Origin of the sequence: Actinomadura sp. NPDC048032 (genome assembly GCF_040653175.1) — a bacterium.
In the GTDB taxonomy this organism is placed as follows: domain Bacteria; phylum Actinomycetota; class Actinomycetes; order Streptosporangiales; family Streptosporangiaceae; genus Spirillospora; species Spirillospora verrucosospora.
The window spans coordinates 1-14391 of sequence record NZ_JBEZJP010000183.1 but is presented as its reverse complement, the minus strand read 5'-3'; the positions used below and the strand labels follow the sequence as shown (position 1 = coordinate 14391).

Genomic DNA, 14391 nt, shown 5'->3' with positions numbered 1-14391 from the left:
TGAGCAGCGCCGACCCGGTCCGCCGGACCTCCTCGCGGTCGCCGCGCTCGGCGGGCCCGGCCAGCACCGGCACGACCATGCTCGCGAGCGCGCCGCCCGCGACGTTCTCGTAGATGCTGCTCGGGAGCTGCGTGGCGCTGAAGTACGCCTGGCTGAGGCACGAGGTGGTGACGGTCTGGGAGAAGGCGTAGGTGCGTCCGAACCCGGCGAGCCGCGCCAGCACGGTGATGACCGCGATGACGACGGCGGCGCCGGCCAGCCCGCCGGTCAGCCGGCGCATGCCCGGCCGCCGCCGGTCGGGCGGTGGCGCTTCGGATGGGGGCACGGTAGGCGAAGGCACGCTCGTCGAGATCTGCGGGGGGCGTCCGGCGGGCTAGGCGGGGTCGGCGACGCCGTCGCCCGCCGGGTCGGCCTGCGGCGGGACGGCCGGGCGGTACGCGTCCTCGGTGTCGGGCTTCCCGCTCTCCCGTTCCCCGGTCTCCCGCTCCGCCGCCTCGGCGGGGGCCGGGGCGGGGACGGCGGCCGGGCGGCGGCCGAGCATGTCGACGCGGTTCAGCACCGGGTTGCCCGCGATGACCTTGGTGAAGCTGACGAACTCGCTGGCGGCGTTCAGCCCGGCGATCCCGGCCAGGACGGCGAGCCGCGGCCCCCGGCCGAGGCGGGTCGCGGCGAGGCCGAGCAGCGCGCCGAGCGCGTTGGCGCCGGTGTCGCCGAGCATGGCGCGCTCGCCGAGGTCCTCGGGCAGCAGCGCGGCGGCGGCGCCGAGCGGCGCGGCGACCACGGCGGAGCCGGAGCGGGTCAGCGCCAGCGGCGTCCCGGCGATGAGGCCGACCTTCACGGCCCGCCCGGGGCGCAGGTCGAACAGGTTCATCAGGTTCGCGGAGCCGGCGATGAGGGCGCCGTTGACGAGGGTGTCGAACGCGCGGCCGGTGCGGGTCGGGGCGGGCGAGCCGGCGACGGCGGCGGCGGCCAGCCCGGTCGCGCCGATGCCGAGGATCTTCACCGCGCCGCTGGTCACCTCGCCGCGCGCGAGCGCGGTCAGGTGGCCCTTGAAGCCGCGGGAGGACGCCGACCCGGCGAGGTCGTCGTAGCCGCCGAGGGCGCCGGAACCGGCGCCGGCCAGCAGCGCGGCGGCGCGGACCCGGGCGGCGGCGCCGGGGGCGAGCAGCCCGGCCGCGGCGGCGCCCGCGACGAACGCGGGGCCCTCAAGCAGCGTGACCGGCTCGCCGCGGTGGTTGGTGCGGCCCCAGACCTGCTCGCCGGGCAGCCCGTTCAGGCCGGGCGGGCGACGCGTCAGCGCGGTGTAGGCGGCGCGGGCCGCCACCGCGCCGAGGCCTGCGCCGGTCGCCAGCCGCGTGCTCCTGGCGATGCCTCGTCTCATCAGGTCACCCGTTCTTCGCCGTGGGCGCGGGCGAGGGCAGGTAGCCGTTCGCGCCGGCGCCCGTGCCGTACTGCCCGGACTTGCCGCCGATCTCGTTTTGCAGCGCCAGGATCGTGACGACCTGGCCGGCCGCGGTGTCCACCACGTCGACGGTGGAGACCGAGTCGGCGGCGTCGGAGTCGCGCAGCGCCGCGATCAGCCCGCCCTCCTGCGCGGAGGTCGGCGGGCCACCGACGACGGTACCGCGCCCGGCGCCGTCGAGTGCGGAGGCCAGCGAGATCAGTGCCTTGTTGTCGTCGCCTCCGCCGGCGTAGGCGTAGGGGGCGGCGGGCGCGACCATGACGGCGAGGGTGGCGTGCTGTCCGGGCTTGCCGCTGGTGGTGACGTATCCGGCCTGCTTGAAGCCGTTGAGGACGGCGCCTCCGGCGGCGTCCTCGCGGCCGGACCTGGCGGGGTCCTTGGTGACGAGCGCGCCCGCGAGGACCGCGCCGGCCTTGCCGTAGGCGCCCGCGTTCTCCGGGAACTTCACGTCGTCGGCCTTGAGCTGCGTGGCGAGCTCGTCGACGGTGGTCTGCTGGTCGTCGTCGAGGAGTTTCTTCTGGATCGTGACGCGCCCGGTGACGGCGGCGCCCGAGTCCTTCGCCAACCGGCTGATCTGCTCGATGCTGTCGTTGCCGGCGCCGGGCGTCTCGATCAGCACCACGGACTGGCCCTTGAGCCGCTCGGCGACGATCTGCGGCGAGAGCGCCTGGGTGAACTGCTCCTCGCCGTCCAGCTGGCGCCGCAGGTCGCGCTGCGCGAGCCGGGCCTGCTGGGCCGTCTTGGCGGCCGAGTTGGCCTGCTGGCGCAGGGTGTCGCTCACCGAGTTGGACAGCGTGGTGGAGCCCAGCACGATGCCGAGCGCCAGCGCGAGGAAGATCGCGACGATGGAGACGAGGTGGTAGCGGAAATCGATCACGTGAAGAGTCCGGTCAGCCAGAAGAGGAAGGCGTGCCAGCGGTCGGCGAGCAGGGGACTGATGACGTCCCCCGCCGGGGACATGGCGACGGCGGTGACGATGGCGATGAACGCGCCGAGGACGAGGAACAGCAGCGACCAGGTGGAGATCCGGCTGCGGTAGAGCCTGCTGACGCCCTTGGCGTCGACGAGCTTGCTGCCGACGCGGAGCCGGGTGAGGAACGTGCTGGCCATGCCGGCGCGCCCCTTGTCGAAGAACTCCTCCATGTTCGCGTGCGTTCCCACCGCGACGATCAGGGTGGCCCCCTTGTCGTCGGCGAGGAGCATCGCGATGTCCTCGCTGGTGGCGGCGGCGGGGAACACCACGGCGTCCTTGCCGAGCTCGTGCACGCGCTTCAGGCCCGGCGCGCGGCCGTCCCGGTAGGCGTGCACGACGAGCTCGGCGCCGCAGGTGAGCGCGTCGTCGGAGACCGAGTCCATGTCCCCGACGATCATGTCGGGGCGGTAGCCGGCCTCCAGCAGCGCGTCGGCGCCGCCGTCCACCCCGATCAGCACGGGGCGGTACTCGCGGATGTAGGGGCGCAGGGTCGCGATGTCCTCGCGGTAGTGGTAGCCGCGCACGACGATCAGGGCGTGCCGCCCGGAGATCCGGGTGGCCACCTCGGGGACGCCGACGCCGTCGATGAGCAGGTCGCGCTCGCGCTTGACGTACTCCATCGTGTTGGCGACGAACGCCTCCAGCTGGGAGGCGAGACCGGCCTTGGCCTCGGTCAGCGCCTCCTCGATGGACTCGGCGGTCTGCTCGGTGCCCTTGGCGACGACCTCCTCGCCCCGGTGGACCGCGGGCCCCTCGACGCGGACCTGGTCGCCCTCCTGCAGCTTGCTGAAGATCTCCGGGCCGACGTCGTCGAGCAGCGGGATGCCGGCCTCGATGAGGATCTGCGGCCCGAGGTTCGGGTACCGGCCCGAGATGCTGGGCGCGACGTTGACGACGGCTCCGACCTCGCGCGACACCAGCGCCTCGGCGCTGACGCGGTCGAGGTCGACGTGGTCGATCACCGCGACCTCGCCGGGCTGCAGCCGCTTGGTCAGGTCCTTGGTGCGGCGGTCGAGCCGCACCGTGGCGCTGATCCCGGGCCGCCCGTCGTCGCGGCCGCGGCCCAGCGTGAGAACGCGCCGCGGCAGCCTCTGGGCCAGCCGGACGCGTCTCTCTGCGGTGGGTGACGACTCGTTCATCAACTGCCATCCTGCCAGAGCACGGGAGCGGACGCCGGAAACGCCGACACTCCAGGCGTGTCCGTTCGCGCACTCTCTGTAATCTTTGCCGGAGCGGGGGGCGGCCCGCCGCGGCGCCGGCGTGTCGACTGATCTGCGGGCCCGGCCGCCGCTAGCGCTCCTCGGCGGCCATGGCGAGCAGCTCCTCGGCGTGCGCGCGGCCGAGCTCGGAGTCCTCCAGGCCGGCCAGCATCCGCGACAGCTCCCGGACGCGGCCCTCCCGGTCCAGGGCGGTGACGCCGCTGCTGGTGACGGTTCCGTCGTCGGACTTCTCCACCAGCAGGTGCTGGTCGGCGAACGCGGCGACCTGCGGCAGGTGCGTGACGACTATCACCTGGGCGTTGCGGGCCAGCCGCGCCAGGCGCCGCCCGATCTCCACCGCGGCCTTGCCGCCGACGCCCGCGTCGACCTCGTCGAACACGAAGGTCGGGACGGGGTCGGCGCCCGCGAACACGACCTCGATCGCCAGCATCACGCGGGACAGCTCGCCGCCCGAGGCGCCCTTGTGCAGCGGTAGCGGCGGCGACCCCGGGTGCGGGGCGAGCCGGACCTCGACCTCGTCGACGCCGTGCGGGCCGTAGTCGCCGGTCGGGGTGACGGAGACGGCGACGCGGGCGTGCGGCATCGCCAGCGCGGTCAGCTCCTCGGTGACGGCCTCGGAGAACCGCTCGGCGGCGCGGGTGCGGACCGCGGTCAGCTCCGCGGCCTCGGCGGCGAGCCGCTCGGTGAGCTCGGCGTGCTCGGCGCGCAGCTCGTCGATGCGGTCGTCGTCGCCCTCCAGCTCCGCGAGGCGGGCGGCGGACCCGCGCGCCCACTCCAGGACCGCGGTGACCGTGCCTTCCGTCCCGCCGTACTTGCGGGTCAGGGCGGTCACCTCGGCGCGGCGCTCCTGGACGGCCGCGAGCCGCGCCGGGTCGGCGTCCACGGACTCGGCGTAGGACGCCAGGTCGGTGCCGACGTCGGCGACCAGGTAGCCCGCCTCGGCGAGCCGGTCGGCGAGCGCCGCGAGCTCGGGGTCGTGGTCGCGGACGGCGTCCAGCGCGTTGCGGGCCTGGCCGAGCAGGCCGGTCACGTTCGCGGCCTCGAACGCGGCGGCGGGGTCGCCGAGCAGGGCCTCGTGGGCGGTGTCGGCGGCGCCGCGCAGCGCGTCGGCGTGCCCGAGGCGCTCCTCCTCGGCGGCGAGGTCGGTGTCCTCGCCGTCCTTGGGGTCGACCTTCTCGATCTCCTCCAGGCCGAAGCGGAGCAGCTCGGCCTCCTGGGCCCGCTCGCGCGCCCGCGTGGTCAGCTCCTCCAGCAGCGCGCTGACCTGGCGGTGCCGCTGGTAGGCCTTGGTGTAGGCGCGCATCGGCTTGGTCAGCGCGCCGCCCGCGTACCGGTCGAGCGCGCCGCGCTGCCGCGCCGACTGCAGCAGGCGCTGCTGGTCGGACTGGCCGTGCACGGCGACCAGGTCGTCCGCCAGGGTGATCAGCACGCTGACGGGGACGGACCGGCCGCCGAGGAACGCGCGGGAGCGGCCCTCCGCCGACACCGAGCGCGTGACGATCAGGGCGCCGTCGTCCAGCTCGCCGCCGGCGTCCTCGACCCGCTCGACCACGCGGCCGCCGGGATCGACGACGATCCGGCCCTCCACCGTGGCGCGTCCCGCGCCGGGCCTGACCCGCTGCGGGTCGGCTCGGCCGCCGAACATCAGCCCGAGGCTGGTGACCACCATGGTCTTGCCCGCCCCGGTCTCCCCCGTCACCACGTTGAAGCCCGGCGACAGATCGAGCACGGCCTCGTCGATCACACCGAGGCCCTGGATCCGCACCTCATCGACCATCGGACGCACCAGCGTCACAACCCTCCGCAACCAGATCCCCGATCAGCGCCTGTGGAGATTATCCCCTCTGCCCGCCCGCCGCCTCCCCGTCCGCCCCCGGGGGCGCGCTCTGCGGCGGGAAGCCGGGGCCCGGGTAGCCGGCGATGCCGCCGGCCGCCGGGGCGTCCCCGACCTGGGAGTCCCCGAGCGGCGGGGACGGCCGGGACGGCTGGCGGACCCGCCCGCGCCAGCCCGTCACGGGCAGCCCGAACTTGGTGACCAGCCGGTCGGTGAACGGGGTGAGGTGCAGCCGCGCGAGCCGCACCGGCTCGGCGCCGCGGCGGACCTCCACCCGCGCGCCGGGCGGGAGGTCGAGCGTGCGGCGCCCGTCGCACCACAGCACCGCGCGGGGCGTGTCGGGCAGTACCTCCACCGCGACCGACGAGCGCGGCGAGACCACCAGCGGCCGTGCGAACAGCGAGTGCGCGCTGAGTGGCACGACGAGCATCGCCTCCACCTCCGGCCACACGACCGGGCCCCCGGCGGAGAACGCGTACGCGGTGGAGCCGGTCGGGGTGGCGCACACCACACCGTCGCAGCCCCAGTTGGACAGCGGCCGGCCGTCGATCTCGGCGACGACCTCCAGCATCCGCTCCCGCTCGGCCTTCTCGATGCTGGCCTCGTTGAGCGCCCACGTCGTGCCGAGGACGGTGCCGTTGCGGCGGGCGGTGACGTCGACGGTCATGCGCTCCTCGACGTCGTAGCGGCGGGTCACGACCCGGTCGACGGTGGCGGCGAGGTCCTCGCGCTCGGCCTCGGCGAGGAACCCGACGTGGCCGAGGTTGACCCCGAGCAGCGGCGTGCCGGAGCTGCGGGTGAGGTCGGCGGCGCGCAGCAGCGTCCCGTCGCCGCCGAGGACCATGACGACCTCGGCGTCGTCGGCGGCCGCGGCGGTGCTCGGCATCACCTCCACGCCCGCGCAGCCGATGTCGTCGGCCTCGCCGTCCAGGACCCGCACGCAGATCCCGGCCTCGCTGAGCCGCTCGATGACCAGCTGCGCGCTGCGGACCGCCTCGGGCCGCCCGGTGTGCGCCACGACCAGCACCGACCTTGTGCTCATGCTCTCGCCCCACTCCCCGACGCGCTCCGGCGTGCGGACGGCTGGACGAACGCCCCCGCGCGGGACGTTCCCGGTTTCGACGCCCTCTGTACGCGCGGTGCGCCCTGTACGCGCGGTGCGACGCTCACTGCGGACCCTCCGCGATCGCCTTCGCCAGGGCCTCCTCCTCCAGCGGCGGGGCGCCCGCGCGCAGCCACAGGAAGTACTCCACGTTGCCGGACGGCCCCGGCAGCGGGCTCGCGGCCACCCCGAGGACGCCGAGGCCGAGCGTCGCCGCGTGCTCCGCCACGCCGCGCACCGCATCGGCGCGCAGCAGCGGGTCGCGGACGACCCCGCCCGCGCCGACCCGGTCCTTGCCCACTTCGAACTGCGGCTTCACCATGACCGCGTAGTCGGCCTCGGGGGTCGCGCACCGCCGGACCGGCCCGAGGACGAGCTTGAGCGAGATGAACGACAGGTCGCCGACGACGAGGCTCGGCGGCGCGCCGTCGAGCATCCCCGGCTCCAGGTCGCGGATGTTGACCCGCTCCAGGACGGTGACCCGGTCGTCGGTCCGCAGCGACCAGGCGATCTGCCCGTACCCGACGTCGACCGCGTACACGTGCTGCGCGCCGGCGCGCAGCAGGACGTCGGTGAACCCGCCGGTGGAGGCGCCCGCGTCCAGGCAGACCCGGCCCCGGGCGTCCAGGCCCGCGAAGGCCTCCAGCGCTCCGGCGAGCTTGTGCCCGCCGCGCGAGACGTACTCCGGGCCGCCGCCGTCCTCGGCCACGACGATCGCGGCCGCGGCCTCGACCTGGGTGGCCGCCTTCGCCGCGGTCTGCCCGCCGACGCGGACCCGGCCGTCGCCGATCAGCTGCCCTGCCTGCTCCCGCGACCGGGCCAGCCCGCGGCGCACCAGTTCGGCGTCCAGGCGTCGCCGGCTACTCACGGGGGCGCAGCGCGTCGGGGAAGGCGGGCCGGGGCGGCGCGGGCCGCTCGTCCTGCCCGGCGGCGGCGAGGAGCTCCTGGAGCCGCTGGTGGACGTCCTCGAAGACCTCCACGTGCGCGGCGACGGGCCGCCCGCCGAGCTCGCCGAGGAGGGCGACGGCGGCGTCCACGCGCGGGTCGCCGGTCGGGTCGGGCGGCGGCGCGGCCGGGAACTCCGGCTCCTCCGCGGCCTCGTCGGACATCACGTTTACCTCCCAGTGCTCCCGGAGCGCACGCGACGAGTCGCCTCCGGCTCACCATGAACGCTACCGTCCCTGAACGACATCGATGCCGGACGAACGGGGAACGGCCTGACCATGGCGAACGAGGAGGAGTGCCGTGCGGCGCTGGAGCGCGTCGCCGCGCGCCTGGCCGAGGTGGACGCCGACCGGCTCGCCGAGCACGTCGTCGAGCGCACGATCAGCTGCCGGGTCGCGGACCTCGGCGTGGCCTTCCGCAGCCGGCTGCACGGGGGCGGCCTCGACCCGTTCGAGCTGGACGAGGACCCCGGGGCCGCGCAGGTGCGCCTGACCGTGGACAGCGACGACCTCGTCGCGATGGCCTTCGACGAGCTGAACCCGGCCAAGGCGTGGAGCGCCGGCCGCCTGAAGATCGAGGCGAGCATCTTCGACCTCCTGCGGCTGCGCAAGCTCCTCTGAGCGGGGTCCGGCCCGCCCTCCAGCCCCCCGGTCCGGGGCCCGGTCCTCAGAGCGAGAGCGTCTCCAGGGCCGCGGTGAGGGCCTCCGAAGGCGGCGGCTCCTCGGTCTCCCAGGCGGCGGACGCGAGGGCGCGGAGGCCGTCGTAGGGGTCGCCGGATCCGCTGAGGGCGAACGCGTCGCCGTCGCGGCGCGCGGTCCAGCCCCCGCACCGGTGCGCGCCGTCCTCCCTGACGGTCTCCGGGTGCGGGACGAGGAGACCGGACAGGTCGGGCGCGAGGTAGGTGGGGCGCCGGTGGGGCGGGGCGGTGAGCGCCTGGAGGTGGCCGGTGACGCCGGTGAAGACCAGGAGGCTGTCGGCGCCGCCGTTGTAGGCGCCTTCGATGTCGGTGTCGAGGCGGTCGCCGACCACCAGCGGGCGCTCGGCGCCGGTGCGCAGGATCGACTCCTGGTGCAGCGGGCGCTCGGGCTTGCCGGTGACGATCGGCTCCACGCCGGTGGCACCGCTGATCACGCGGAGGAGGGCCCCGTTGCCGGGGTGGGGAGGGCCCTCGCCCCCGGGGATGGTCAGGTCGCCGTTGGAACCGACGAACAGCGCGCCCAGGGCGACCGCCTGGGCGCCTTCGGACAGCAGCCCGTAGCCGAGGTCGGGGTGGTAGCCCTGCACGACGGCGGGGGGACGCCCGGCCGCCGTCGACACCGGCCGCAGGCCCCGCTGGTAGAGGGCGTGGCGCAGCCCCATGCCGCCCACCACGAGCACCTCCGACCCGGCGGGCAGGCGTTCGGCGAGCAGCCGGGCGGCGGCCTGCGCGGAGGTCACCACGTCCGACGCCTCGGCGGGGACGCCGACCTCGGTGAGCAGCGCCGCCACCGCCGACGGCGTCCGCGACGCGTTGTTGGTCACGAACGCCAGCCGCTGCCCCGCCGCGCGCGCCTTGGCGAGCGACTCCGCCGCGGCGGGGACGGGCCGGCGGCCGACGTAGACGACCCCGTCCAGGTCGAGCAGGGCGACGTCGTACGCCTCGCTCAGGGGACGGTCGCTGCCTTTCATCGCGCTCCTCATGCCTGCGATCGTACGGGGGTTGTTACCAACGGGTAAGGGGCGGGTCAGCGCCGGGCCGCGAGAGTGGCCCTGGCGTGCCGCAACGCCCGCGCGTAGTCCGCGTTCTCCGGGCGCATGGCCGCGGCGAGCGCGAGATGCTCGACGGCGGCCTCGAAGTCGCCCATCCGGCTGAGCGACAGCCCGAGCCCGAACCGCGCGTAGTCCTCGGCGGGCTCCGCCTCCACGATCCCGCGGAAGCTCTCGGCGGCCGCGCCGAACTGCCGCGCCCCGAACTGGGCGCGGGCGAGCGCCTCGCGGATGCTGTGCGACTGCGGCTCGGCCTCGGCCGCCCTGGCCAGCAGCTGCAGCGCCGCCGCGGCGCTGCCCGCCCGCAGCAGCTCCAGGCCCCGCGTGTACCACTCGTAGACCCCGCCCTGCGGCGAGTCCGCATGCTCGCCCGGGTCGGCGCCTGGGGAATCCTCCGGCCGTCCGGGTCCTTGAGTACTCATGTGGACCTCCCCTCGGACATCGATCACTACGACCGTACCCGCCGCGGCGCCGGACGCCCTCCGCTGAATAGCATGCCCAGCGTGGACGACGACCTCTCCTCCGGTCTCGACCCGGAGGAGTTCAGCGCATGCGTCTTCGGGACGGCCGCGCCGCGCACGGGCGCGGGCCTGGAGCTGTCCCCGTTCCGCGGCGTCCGCTTCGTCCCCGAGGTGGCCGGCGACCCGGCGTCGGTGACCATGCCGCCCTACGACCTGATCGACGAGGCGGCGGCGCTGCGGCTGCTCGCGGAGGGCGGCCACAACATCATCAGGCTCAACCTCCCCCGCGCCGCCGGGGAGACCTACGACGCCGCCGGGCGGCGGCTGCGCCGCTGGCTGGACCGCGGCGCGCTCGCCGTCGACCCCGAACCGGCCCTGTACGTCTACGAGGCGGCCCGCGGCGGGACCGTCCTGCAGCGCGGGCTGATCGGCGGCCTCGGGCTCCGCGCGGAGTCCGACGGCGTCGTGCTGCCGCACGAGAACGTCTTCCCCGGCCCGGTCCGCGACCGGCTCGCCCTGATGGCGGCGGCGAACGCCAACCTGGAGCCGATCTTCCTGGTGTACGAGGGCGGCGGGGACGCCGCCGACGTCGTCGACGGAGCCGCGGCCGGTGCCCCGCTGATGGAGTTCGACGCCGACGACGGGCTCACCCACCGCCTGTGGCGCGTCACCGACCCGGACCTGCACGCGCGGGTGGCCGCCGACCTGCGCGGCAAGCAGGCGCTCATCGCGGACGGCCACCACCGCTACGCCACCTACCGCGCGCTCCAGGCGCGCCGCCACGCGGCGGGCGACGGCCCCGGCCCCTGGGACTCCGGGCTGGCGCTGCTGGTCGACTCGACGCGCTACCCGCCGCACCTGGGCGCCATCCACCGCGTGCTCCCCGGGCTCCGCCCGGACGCAGCGCTGGACAAGGCCGGCCAGGTCTTCACCGTGACCGGCTTCGCGGCCGAGGACGCGGCTCTGGACGCGCTCGCCCGCGCCGAGGGCCCCGCCTTCCTCCTCGGCGGCGGCGACTCCCTGCACCTGCTCACCGGCCCCGATCCGGACGCCCTGCGCGAGGCCATGCCGTCCGAGCACTCCCCCCGCTGGCGCGCGCTCGACACCGCCGTCCTCGACCATCTGCTGATCGGCGGGGTGTGGGGCGTCCCGGAGAACGAGAACGCGATCGAGGTGGTGCACGACGACCCGTCCGCGGCCATCGCCCGCGCCCGGCGCAGCGGGGGGACGGCCGTGATCCTGAACCCCCTCAGGGTCGAGGACGTGCTCGCGGTCGCGGGCGGCGGCGAGCGCGTGCCGCGCAAGTCCACCTCGTTCGGTCCCAAGCCCCGCACCGGCCTCGTCCTGCGCCTTCTCGACCGGGACGGCCCGCAGGAGCCATGATCGGGGGATGGACACCACGACCGCGATCACGCCGCTCGGCGGGGACGTCTACGAGATCGACACGCGGATGGCCGGCTACACCGGCATCACCGCCGGGTACCTGATCCTGTCCGACCGGCCCTGCCTGGTGGAGCCGGGCACGTCCGGCTCGGCTCCCGTCGTCCAGGCCGCGCTGAGCGAGCTGGGCGTGGGTCCGGACGACCTGGCGAGCGTGGTCGTGACGCACATCCACCTCGACCACGCGGGCGGCGTCGGCGACATCGCCGGCATGTACCCGCGCGCGGAGGTCGTCGTCCACGAGAAGGGCGCCCGGCACCTGGCGGACCCGTCCCGCCTCATGCGCAGCGCCCGCATGGTCTACGGGGACGGTCTCGACACCCTGTTCGGCGAGCTGAAGCCCACGGACGCGGCGCGGATCCGCGCCGTCGAGGACACCGGCGCGGTCGACCTCGGCGGCGGGCGGCGGCTGGAGTCGCACTACTCCCCCGGCCACGCCAAGCACCACGTCGGGCTGGTCGACTCGCGGACCGGCGACCTCTACGTGGGCGACGCCGCCGGGATCTACATCCCGGAGACGGCGGACGTGCGGCCCGCCACGCCGCCCCCGGACTTCGACCTCGACACGGCGCTGGAGTCGATCGGCCGGTTCCGGTCGCTGGGCCCTGAGCGGCTGCTGTTCGCGCACTACGGGCCCGTGCGGGAGGTCGAGGAGACGCTGGAGCGCTCGGCGGAGGAGCTGCGGATCTGGGTGGACGCCGTCAAGGACGCCCGCGACCAGGGCCTGGACCTCGACCACGCCGTCGCGATGGTCGTCGACCGCACCAGGGACCGGTACGCGTCCATGAGCGAAGACGTCGATCCGGAACTGGCCGCCAAGTACGAGATCCTCAACAGCGCCGAGAGCAACGTCGCCGGCATCATGCACGCCCTCGGCCGGCACGCCTAGGGCCCGTCAGCGGCGGAAGGGGCCGGTCACCTCGAAGGTGTAGCCGTCCGTGCCCGCGACGAACCCGCTCTTGCCGCGCTGGGACGAGAAGTACAGGCGCGACCCGTCGGGGCTGAACGCCGTCCCGGTGATCTCCGACTCGTCGTGGCCGAGCACGCGCAGGAACGGCGTCACGATCCCCTCGGCGGTGATGAGGTTGATCTCCATGTTGTCGCCGTCCTCGGCGACGTAGAGGTCGCCGGACGCCGTGGCGGTCACCGCGTCGACCCCGTGCAGGGGCGCCTCGCCGCCGGTGACGAGGTCGTCGTCGTAGGCGATGTCCAGCCGCGCGACGGCCGCGTCGTACGCCCAGACGCGGTTGTCGCCCTTGGTGGTGAAGTAGCAGACGCCGCGCGTGTAGTAGCAGCCCTCACCGCCGTGGAAGCGCATGGCGCCGTCCACCTGGTCCCGGGTCGGTGTGAGCCACACCTGCGGGTTCGGCACCTTCGCCCACTGGACGGGGCCCGTCCCGGAGCCGACGAGCACTTCGAGCGTGCCGGACGACAGGTCGCCCCAGGTCTGCGGCCGGAACCGGTAGAAGCAGCCGTCCGACTGGTCCTCGGTGAGGTAGACGACCTTGCGCTCGGGGTCGGACGCCGCCGCCTCGTGCTTGAAGCGGCCCAGCGCCGGGCGGGACACCGCCCCCTTCTGCCCGCGCGGGTCCGTCTCGTGGACGAGGCCGAGGTCGTGCTCCTCGCACGACAGCCACGTCCCCCACGGCGTCGCCCCTCCGGAGCAGTTCAGCGAGGTGCCGTTCAGGATCCGGTACGCCGACGTGACCTTCCCGGAGGCGTCGAACCGCATCGCCGAGACCCCGCCGACGGCGGGCACCTCCGAGTTGCTGACGTAGATCCAACCGTCCCCGTCGCGGAAGCACGCGCCCCCGTCGGGGGCCGGATGCCACGTGTACCTCGTCCCTTCGACGCGCTGGAGCGAGCGCGCCACGACCCGGCTGGTGAAGCCCTGCGGCAACAGCACCCCGTTGCCGTCCGCGGACAGCAGCGGCCCGTACGGGCTCGGTCCGGGCTGCGCGGGCCCCGATGCGAAGGCCCGCTGCCACAGGGCGCCGGAGAAGGCGGTCGTCCCGCCCGCGATGGCGGCGGCGCGCAGGAACGTACGTCGGTCCAGGGGCATGGCAACTCCAAAGAGTCGGTCTCCGCCGGACGTGTCCGGCGGCCCCCCGAACAGCGCGGTCCCGTGAATATCCGGGAAACCTACCCGCCAGTCAAGTAGCGGAGGTCAGTCCGCCTGCGGCCGCTCCTCGTCGACCTGCTTCGGCTCCAGGAAGACCGCCGGAGCCTCGGGCGCGCCCTCGTCCGGCGCGTCCTGCGCCTCGGGCTCGGCGGCCCGGAACGCGATGTCGGTCGCCGACGCCTCGACGGGCTCCGGCTCCTCCGTCTCGGCGGGCTCCGGCTCCTCCGTCTCGGCGGGCTCCGGCTCCTCCGTCTCCGCGGGCTCCGGTTCCTCCGCCTCGGCGGCATCCTCCACCGGCGCCCCGGCGGGTGCCTCCGTCAGGACGTCGCCGGCGTCCTCTTCCTCTTCCGTGTCGAGGATCTCGAGGCCTTCGAGCTCGGCGTACCGTTCGGCCGCGTCGGTGTCGCCGTCGCGGTCGGCCGCGGCGGCCCGCGCGAACCAGTCGGACGCCTCCTCCTCGCGCCCCGCCTCGACCAGTGCGTCGGCGTAGGCGTAGAACAGCCGCACCGACCACGGCCGCAGCCGCCGGTCGCGCAGCTCCGGAATCTGCAGGGTCACGACGGCCGCGTCGTGCTGGCCCATGTCGCGCCGCACGCCCGACTCCACGATGCGCAGCTCCACGCGCTCCGCCGGGTCGAGCTTCTCCGCCTCCGGCGACTTGATCACGTCGAGGGCGCGTTCGGGCCGCCCGAGACCGCGCTCGCAGTCGGCCATGACGGCCAGGTAGGAGGAGTCACCGGCGCCCAGCCGCCGCGCGGCCCGCAGCTCGGCCAGCGCCTCCGCCCACTCCTCCGCGTGGTAGGCCGCGATCCCGGCGGCCTCCCGCACGATGCCGACGCGGGACGCGAGCCGCCGCGCCGCCTTCGCGTGCCGGTAGGCCTGCTCGGGCTCGTCCTCGGCGAGGCGGCCCGCCATCACCAGGTGCCGCGCGACCTTCACCGCGAGGTCCTTCGGCAGCGTGCGCAGCTCCTCGCGCGCCTCCACGTCCAGTTCGTCGCCGGTGACGTCCTCGGGCAGCAGCGGATCGTCATGCTTCGGCGCGGGACGCTCACGCTCCTCGTACCGCGCCGGCCGGTCTCCGCGGTC

Annotated in this window: 13 protein-coding genes and 2 pseudogenes; 3 read left to right on the top strand and 12 right to left on the bottom strand. The window is 75.1% G+C overall.

Annotated elements, in window-relative coordinates; translation table 11 throughout:
* The 8 genes and pseudogenes from AB0C69_RS23055 to AB0C69_RS23020 form a co-directional block, all read right to left on the bottom strand.
* Positions 1-280 (bottom strand): annotated as a pseudogene (locus AB0C69_RS23055) (virulence factor MviN); the annotation flags it as partial.
* A gap of 93 nt (positions 281-373) precedes the next feature.
* A complete protein-coding gene (locus AB0C69_RS23050) occupies positions 374-1381 on the bottom strand; it encodes a hypothetical protein (RefSeq protein ID WP_360356702.1) in 1008 nt (335 codons plus the stop codon).
* 4 nt (positions 1382-1385) lie between these two features.
* Positions 1386-2339, bottom strand: a complete 954-nt coding sequence (locus tag AB0C69_RS23045; RefSeq protein WP_345187530.1) for a copper transporter — start codon at positions 2337-2339, stop codon at positions 1386-1388.
* Positions 2336-3574: a putative cytokinetic ring protein SteA gene (steA, locus tag AB0C69_RS23040; protein WP_345187533.1), complete on the bottom strand. Its 1239-nt coding sequence runs from the start codon at positions 3572-3574 to the stop codon at positions 2336-2338. Before steA ends, AB0C69_RS23045 begins: the two co-directional genes overlap by 4 nt.
* Before the next feature lie 151 nt (positions 3575-3725).
* Positions 3726-5432: a DNA repair protein RecN gene (gene recN, locus AB0C69_RS23035; RefSeq protein ID WP_345187535.1), complete on the bottom strand. Its 1707-nt coding sequence runs from the start codon at positions 5430-5432 to the stop codon at positions 3726-3728.
* A 217-nt stretch (positions 5433-5649) separates the two neighbouring features.
* Positions 5650-6531: pseudogene (locus AB0C69_RS23030) on the bottom strand (NAD kinase); the annotation flags it as partial.
* A 124-nt stretch (positions 6532-6655) separates the two neighbouring features.
* On the bottom strand, positions 6656-7459 hold the full coding sequence (locus tag AB0C69_RS23025) for a TlyA family rRNA (cytidine-2'-O)-methyltransferase (RefSeq protein WP_353835245.1): 804 nt from the start codon (positions 7457-7459) through the stop codon (positions 6656-6658).
* Positions 7452-7700, bottom strand: coding sequence for a hypothetical protein (locus tag AB0C69_RS23020; protein WP_345187541.1), 249 nt, complete (start codon positions 7698-7700; stop codon positions 7452-7454). The genes AB0C69_RS23025 and AB0C69_RS23020 overlap by 8 nt, the downstream gene beginning before the upstream one ends.
* A 114-nt stretch (positions 7701-7814) precedes the next feature.
* Between AB0C69_RS23020 and AB0C69_RS23015 the strand changes: the two genes are divergently transcribed.
* Positions 7815-8156 (top strand): SCP2 sterol-binding domain-containing protein, encoded by a 342-nt coding sequence (locus tag AB0C69_RS23015; protein WP_345187543.1) that lies wholly within the window; start codon positions 7815-7817, stop codon positions 8154-8156.
* Positions 8157-8202: 46 nt separating this feature from the next.
* On the opposite strand, the gene AB0C69_RS23010 is transcribed toward AB0C69_RS23015, so the two are convergent.
* Positions 8203-9204, bottom strand: a complete 1002-nt coding sequence (locus AB0C69_RS23010; protein ID WP_345187561.1) for an HAD-IIA family hydrolase — start codon at positions 9202-9204, stop codon at positions 8203-8205.
* Positions 9205-9260: 56 nt separating this feature from the next.
* Complete coding sequence (locus tag AB0C69_RS23005; protein ID WP_345187546.1) at positions 9261-9704, bottom strand: tetratricopeptide repeat protein; 444 nt, start codon at positions 9702-9704, stop codon at positions 9261-9263.
* A gap of 72 nt (positions 9705-9776) precedes the next feature.
* On the opposite strand from AB0C69_RS23005, the gene AB0C69_RS23000 reads away from it, so the two are divergent.
* Together AB0C69_RS23000 and AB0C69_RS22995 are read left to right on the top strand one after the other, a co-directional pair.
* On the top strand, positions 9777-11126 hold the full coding sequence (locus AB0C69_RS23000) for a DUF1015 domain-containing protein (protein WP_360356695.1): 1350 nt from the start codon (positions 9777-9779) through the stop codon (positions 11124-11126).
* Positions 11127-11133: 7 nt separating this feature from the next.
* On the top strand, positions 11134-12072 hold the full coding sequence (locus AB0C69_RS22995; protein WP_360356692.1) for an MBL fold metallo-hydrolase: 939 nt from the start codon (positions 11134-11136) through the stop codon (positions 12070-12072).
* Positions 12073-12078: 6 nt separating this feature from the next.
* Here AB0C69_RS22995 and AB0C69_RS22990 read toward each other — a convergent pair whose 3' ends face one another.
* Both AB0C69_RS22990 and AB0C69_RS22985 read right to left on the bottom strand, forming a co-directional pair.
* Positions 12079-13245: an alkaline phosphatase PhoX gene (locus AB0C69_RS22990; RefSeq protein WP_360356690.1), complete on the bottom strand. Its 1167-nt coding sequence runs from the start codon at positions 13243-13245 to the stop codon at positions 12079-12081.
* Positions 13246-13350: 105 nt separating this feature from the next.
* Positions 13351-14391 (bottom strand): hypothetical protein (locus tag AB0C69_RS22985; protein WP_360356687.1); only part of this gene is annotated, 1041 nt, incomplete at its 5' end.

Excerpts from the sequence above, each read along its gene's own strand:
- AB0C69_RS23015 (WP_345187543.1), top strand. The coding sequence starts at position 7,815 with ATGGCGAACGAGGAGGAGTGCCGTGCGGCGCTGGAGCGCGTCGCCGCG.
- AB0C69_RS23010 (WP_345187561.1), bottom strand. The coding sequence starts at position 9,204 with ATGAAAGGCAGCGACCGTCCCCTGAGCGAGGCGTACGACGTCGCCCTG.
- AB0C69_RS22990 (WP_360356690.1), bottom strand. The coding sequence starts at position 13,245 with ATGCCCCTGGACCGACGTACGTTCCTGCGCGCCGCCGCCATCGCGGGC.
- AB0C69_RS23000 (WP_360356695.1), top strand. The coding sequence starts at position 9,777 with ATGCCCAGCGTGGACGACGACCTCTCCTCCGGTCTCGACCCGGAGGAG.
- steA (WP_345187533.1), bottom strand. The coding sequence starts at position 3,574 with ATGAACGAGTCGTCACCCACCGCAGAGAGACGCGTCCGGCTGGCCCAG.
- AB0C69_RS23020 (WP_345187541.1), bottom strand. The coding sequence starts at position 7,700 with ATGTCCGACGAGGCCGCGGAGGAGCCGGAGTTCCCGGCCGCGCCGCCG.
- AB0C69_RS22995 (WP_360356692.1), top strand. The coding sequence starts at position 11,134 with ATGGACACCACGACCGCGATCACGCCGCTCGGCGGGGACGTCTACGAG.
- AB0C69_RS23050 (WP_360356702.1), bottom strand. The coding sequence starts at position 1,381 with ATGAGACGAGGCATCGCCAGGAGCACGCGGCTGGCGACCGGCGCAGGC.
- recN (WP_345187535.1), bottom strand. The coding sequence starts at position 5,432 with ATGGTCGATGAGGTGCGGATCCAGGGCCTCGGTGTGATCGACGAGGCC.
- AB0C69_RS23005 (WP_345187546.1), bottom strand. The coding sequence starts at position 9,704 with ATGAGTACTCAAGGACCCGGACGGCCGGAGGATTCCCCAGGCGCCGAC.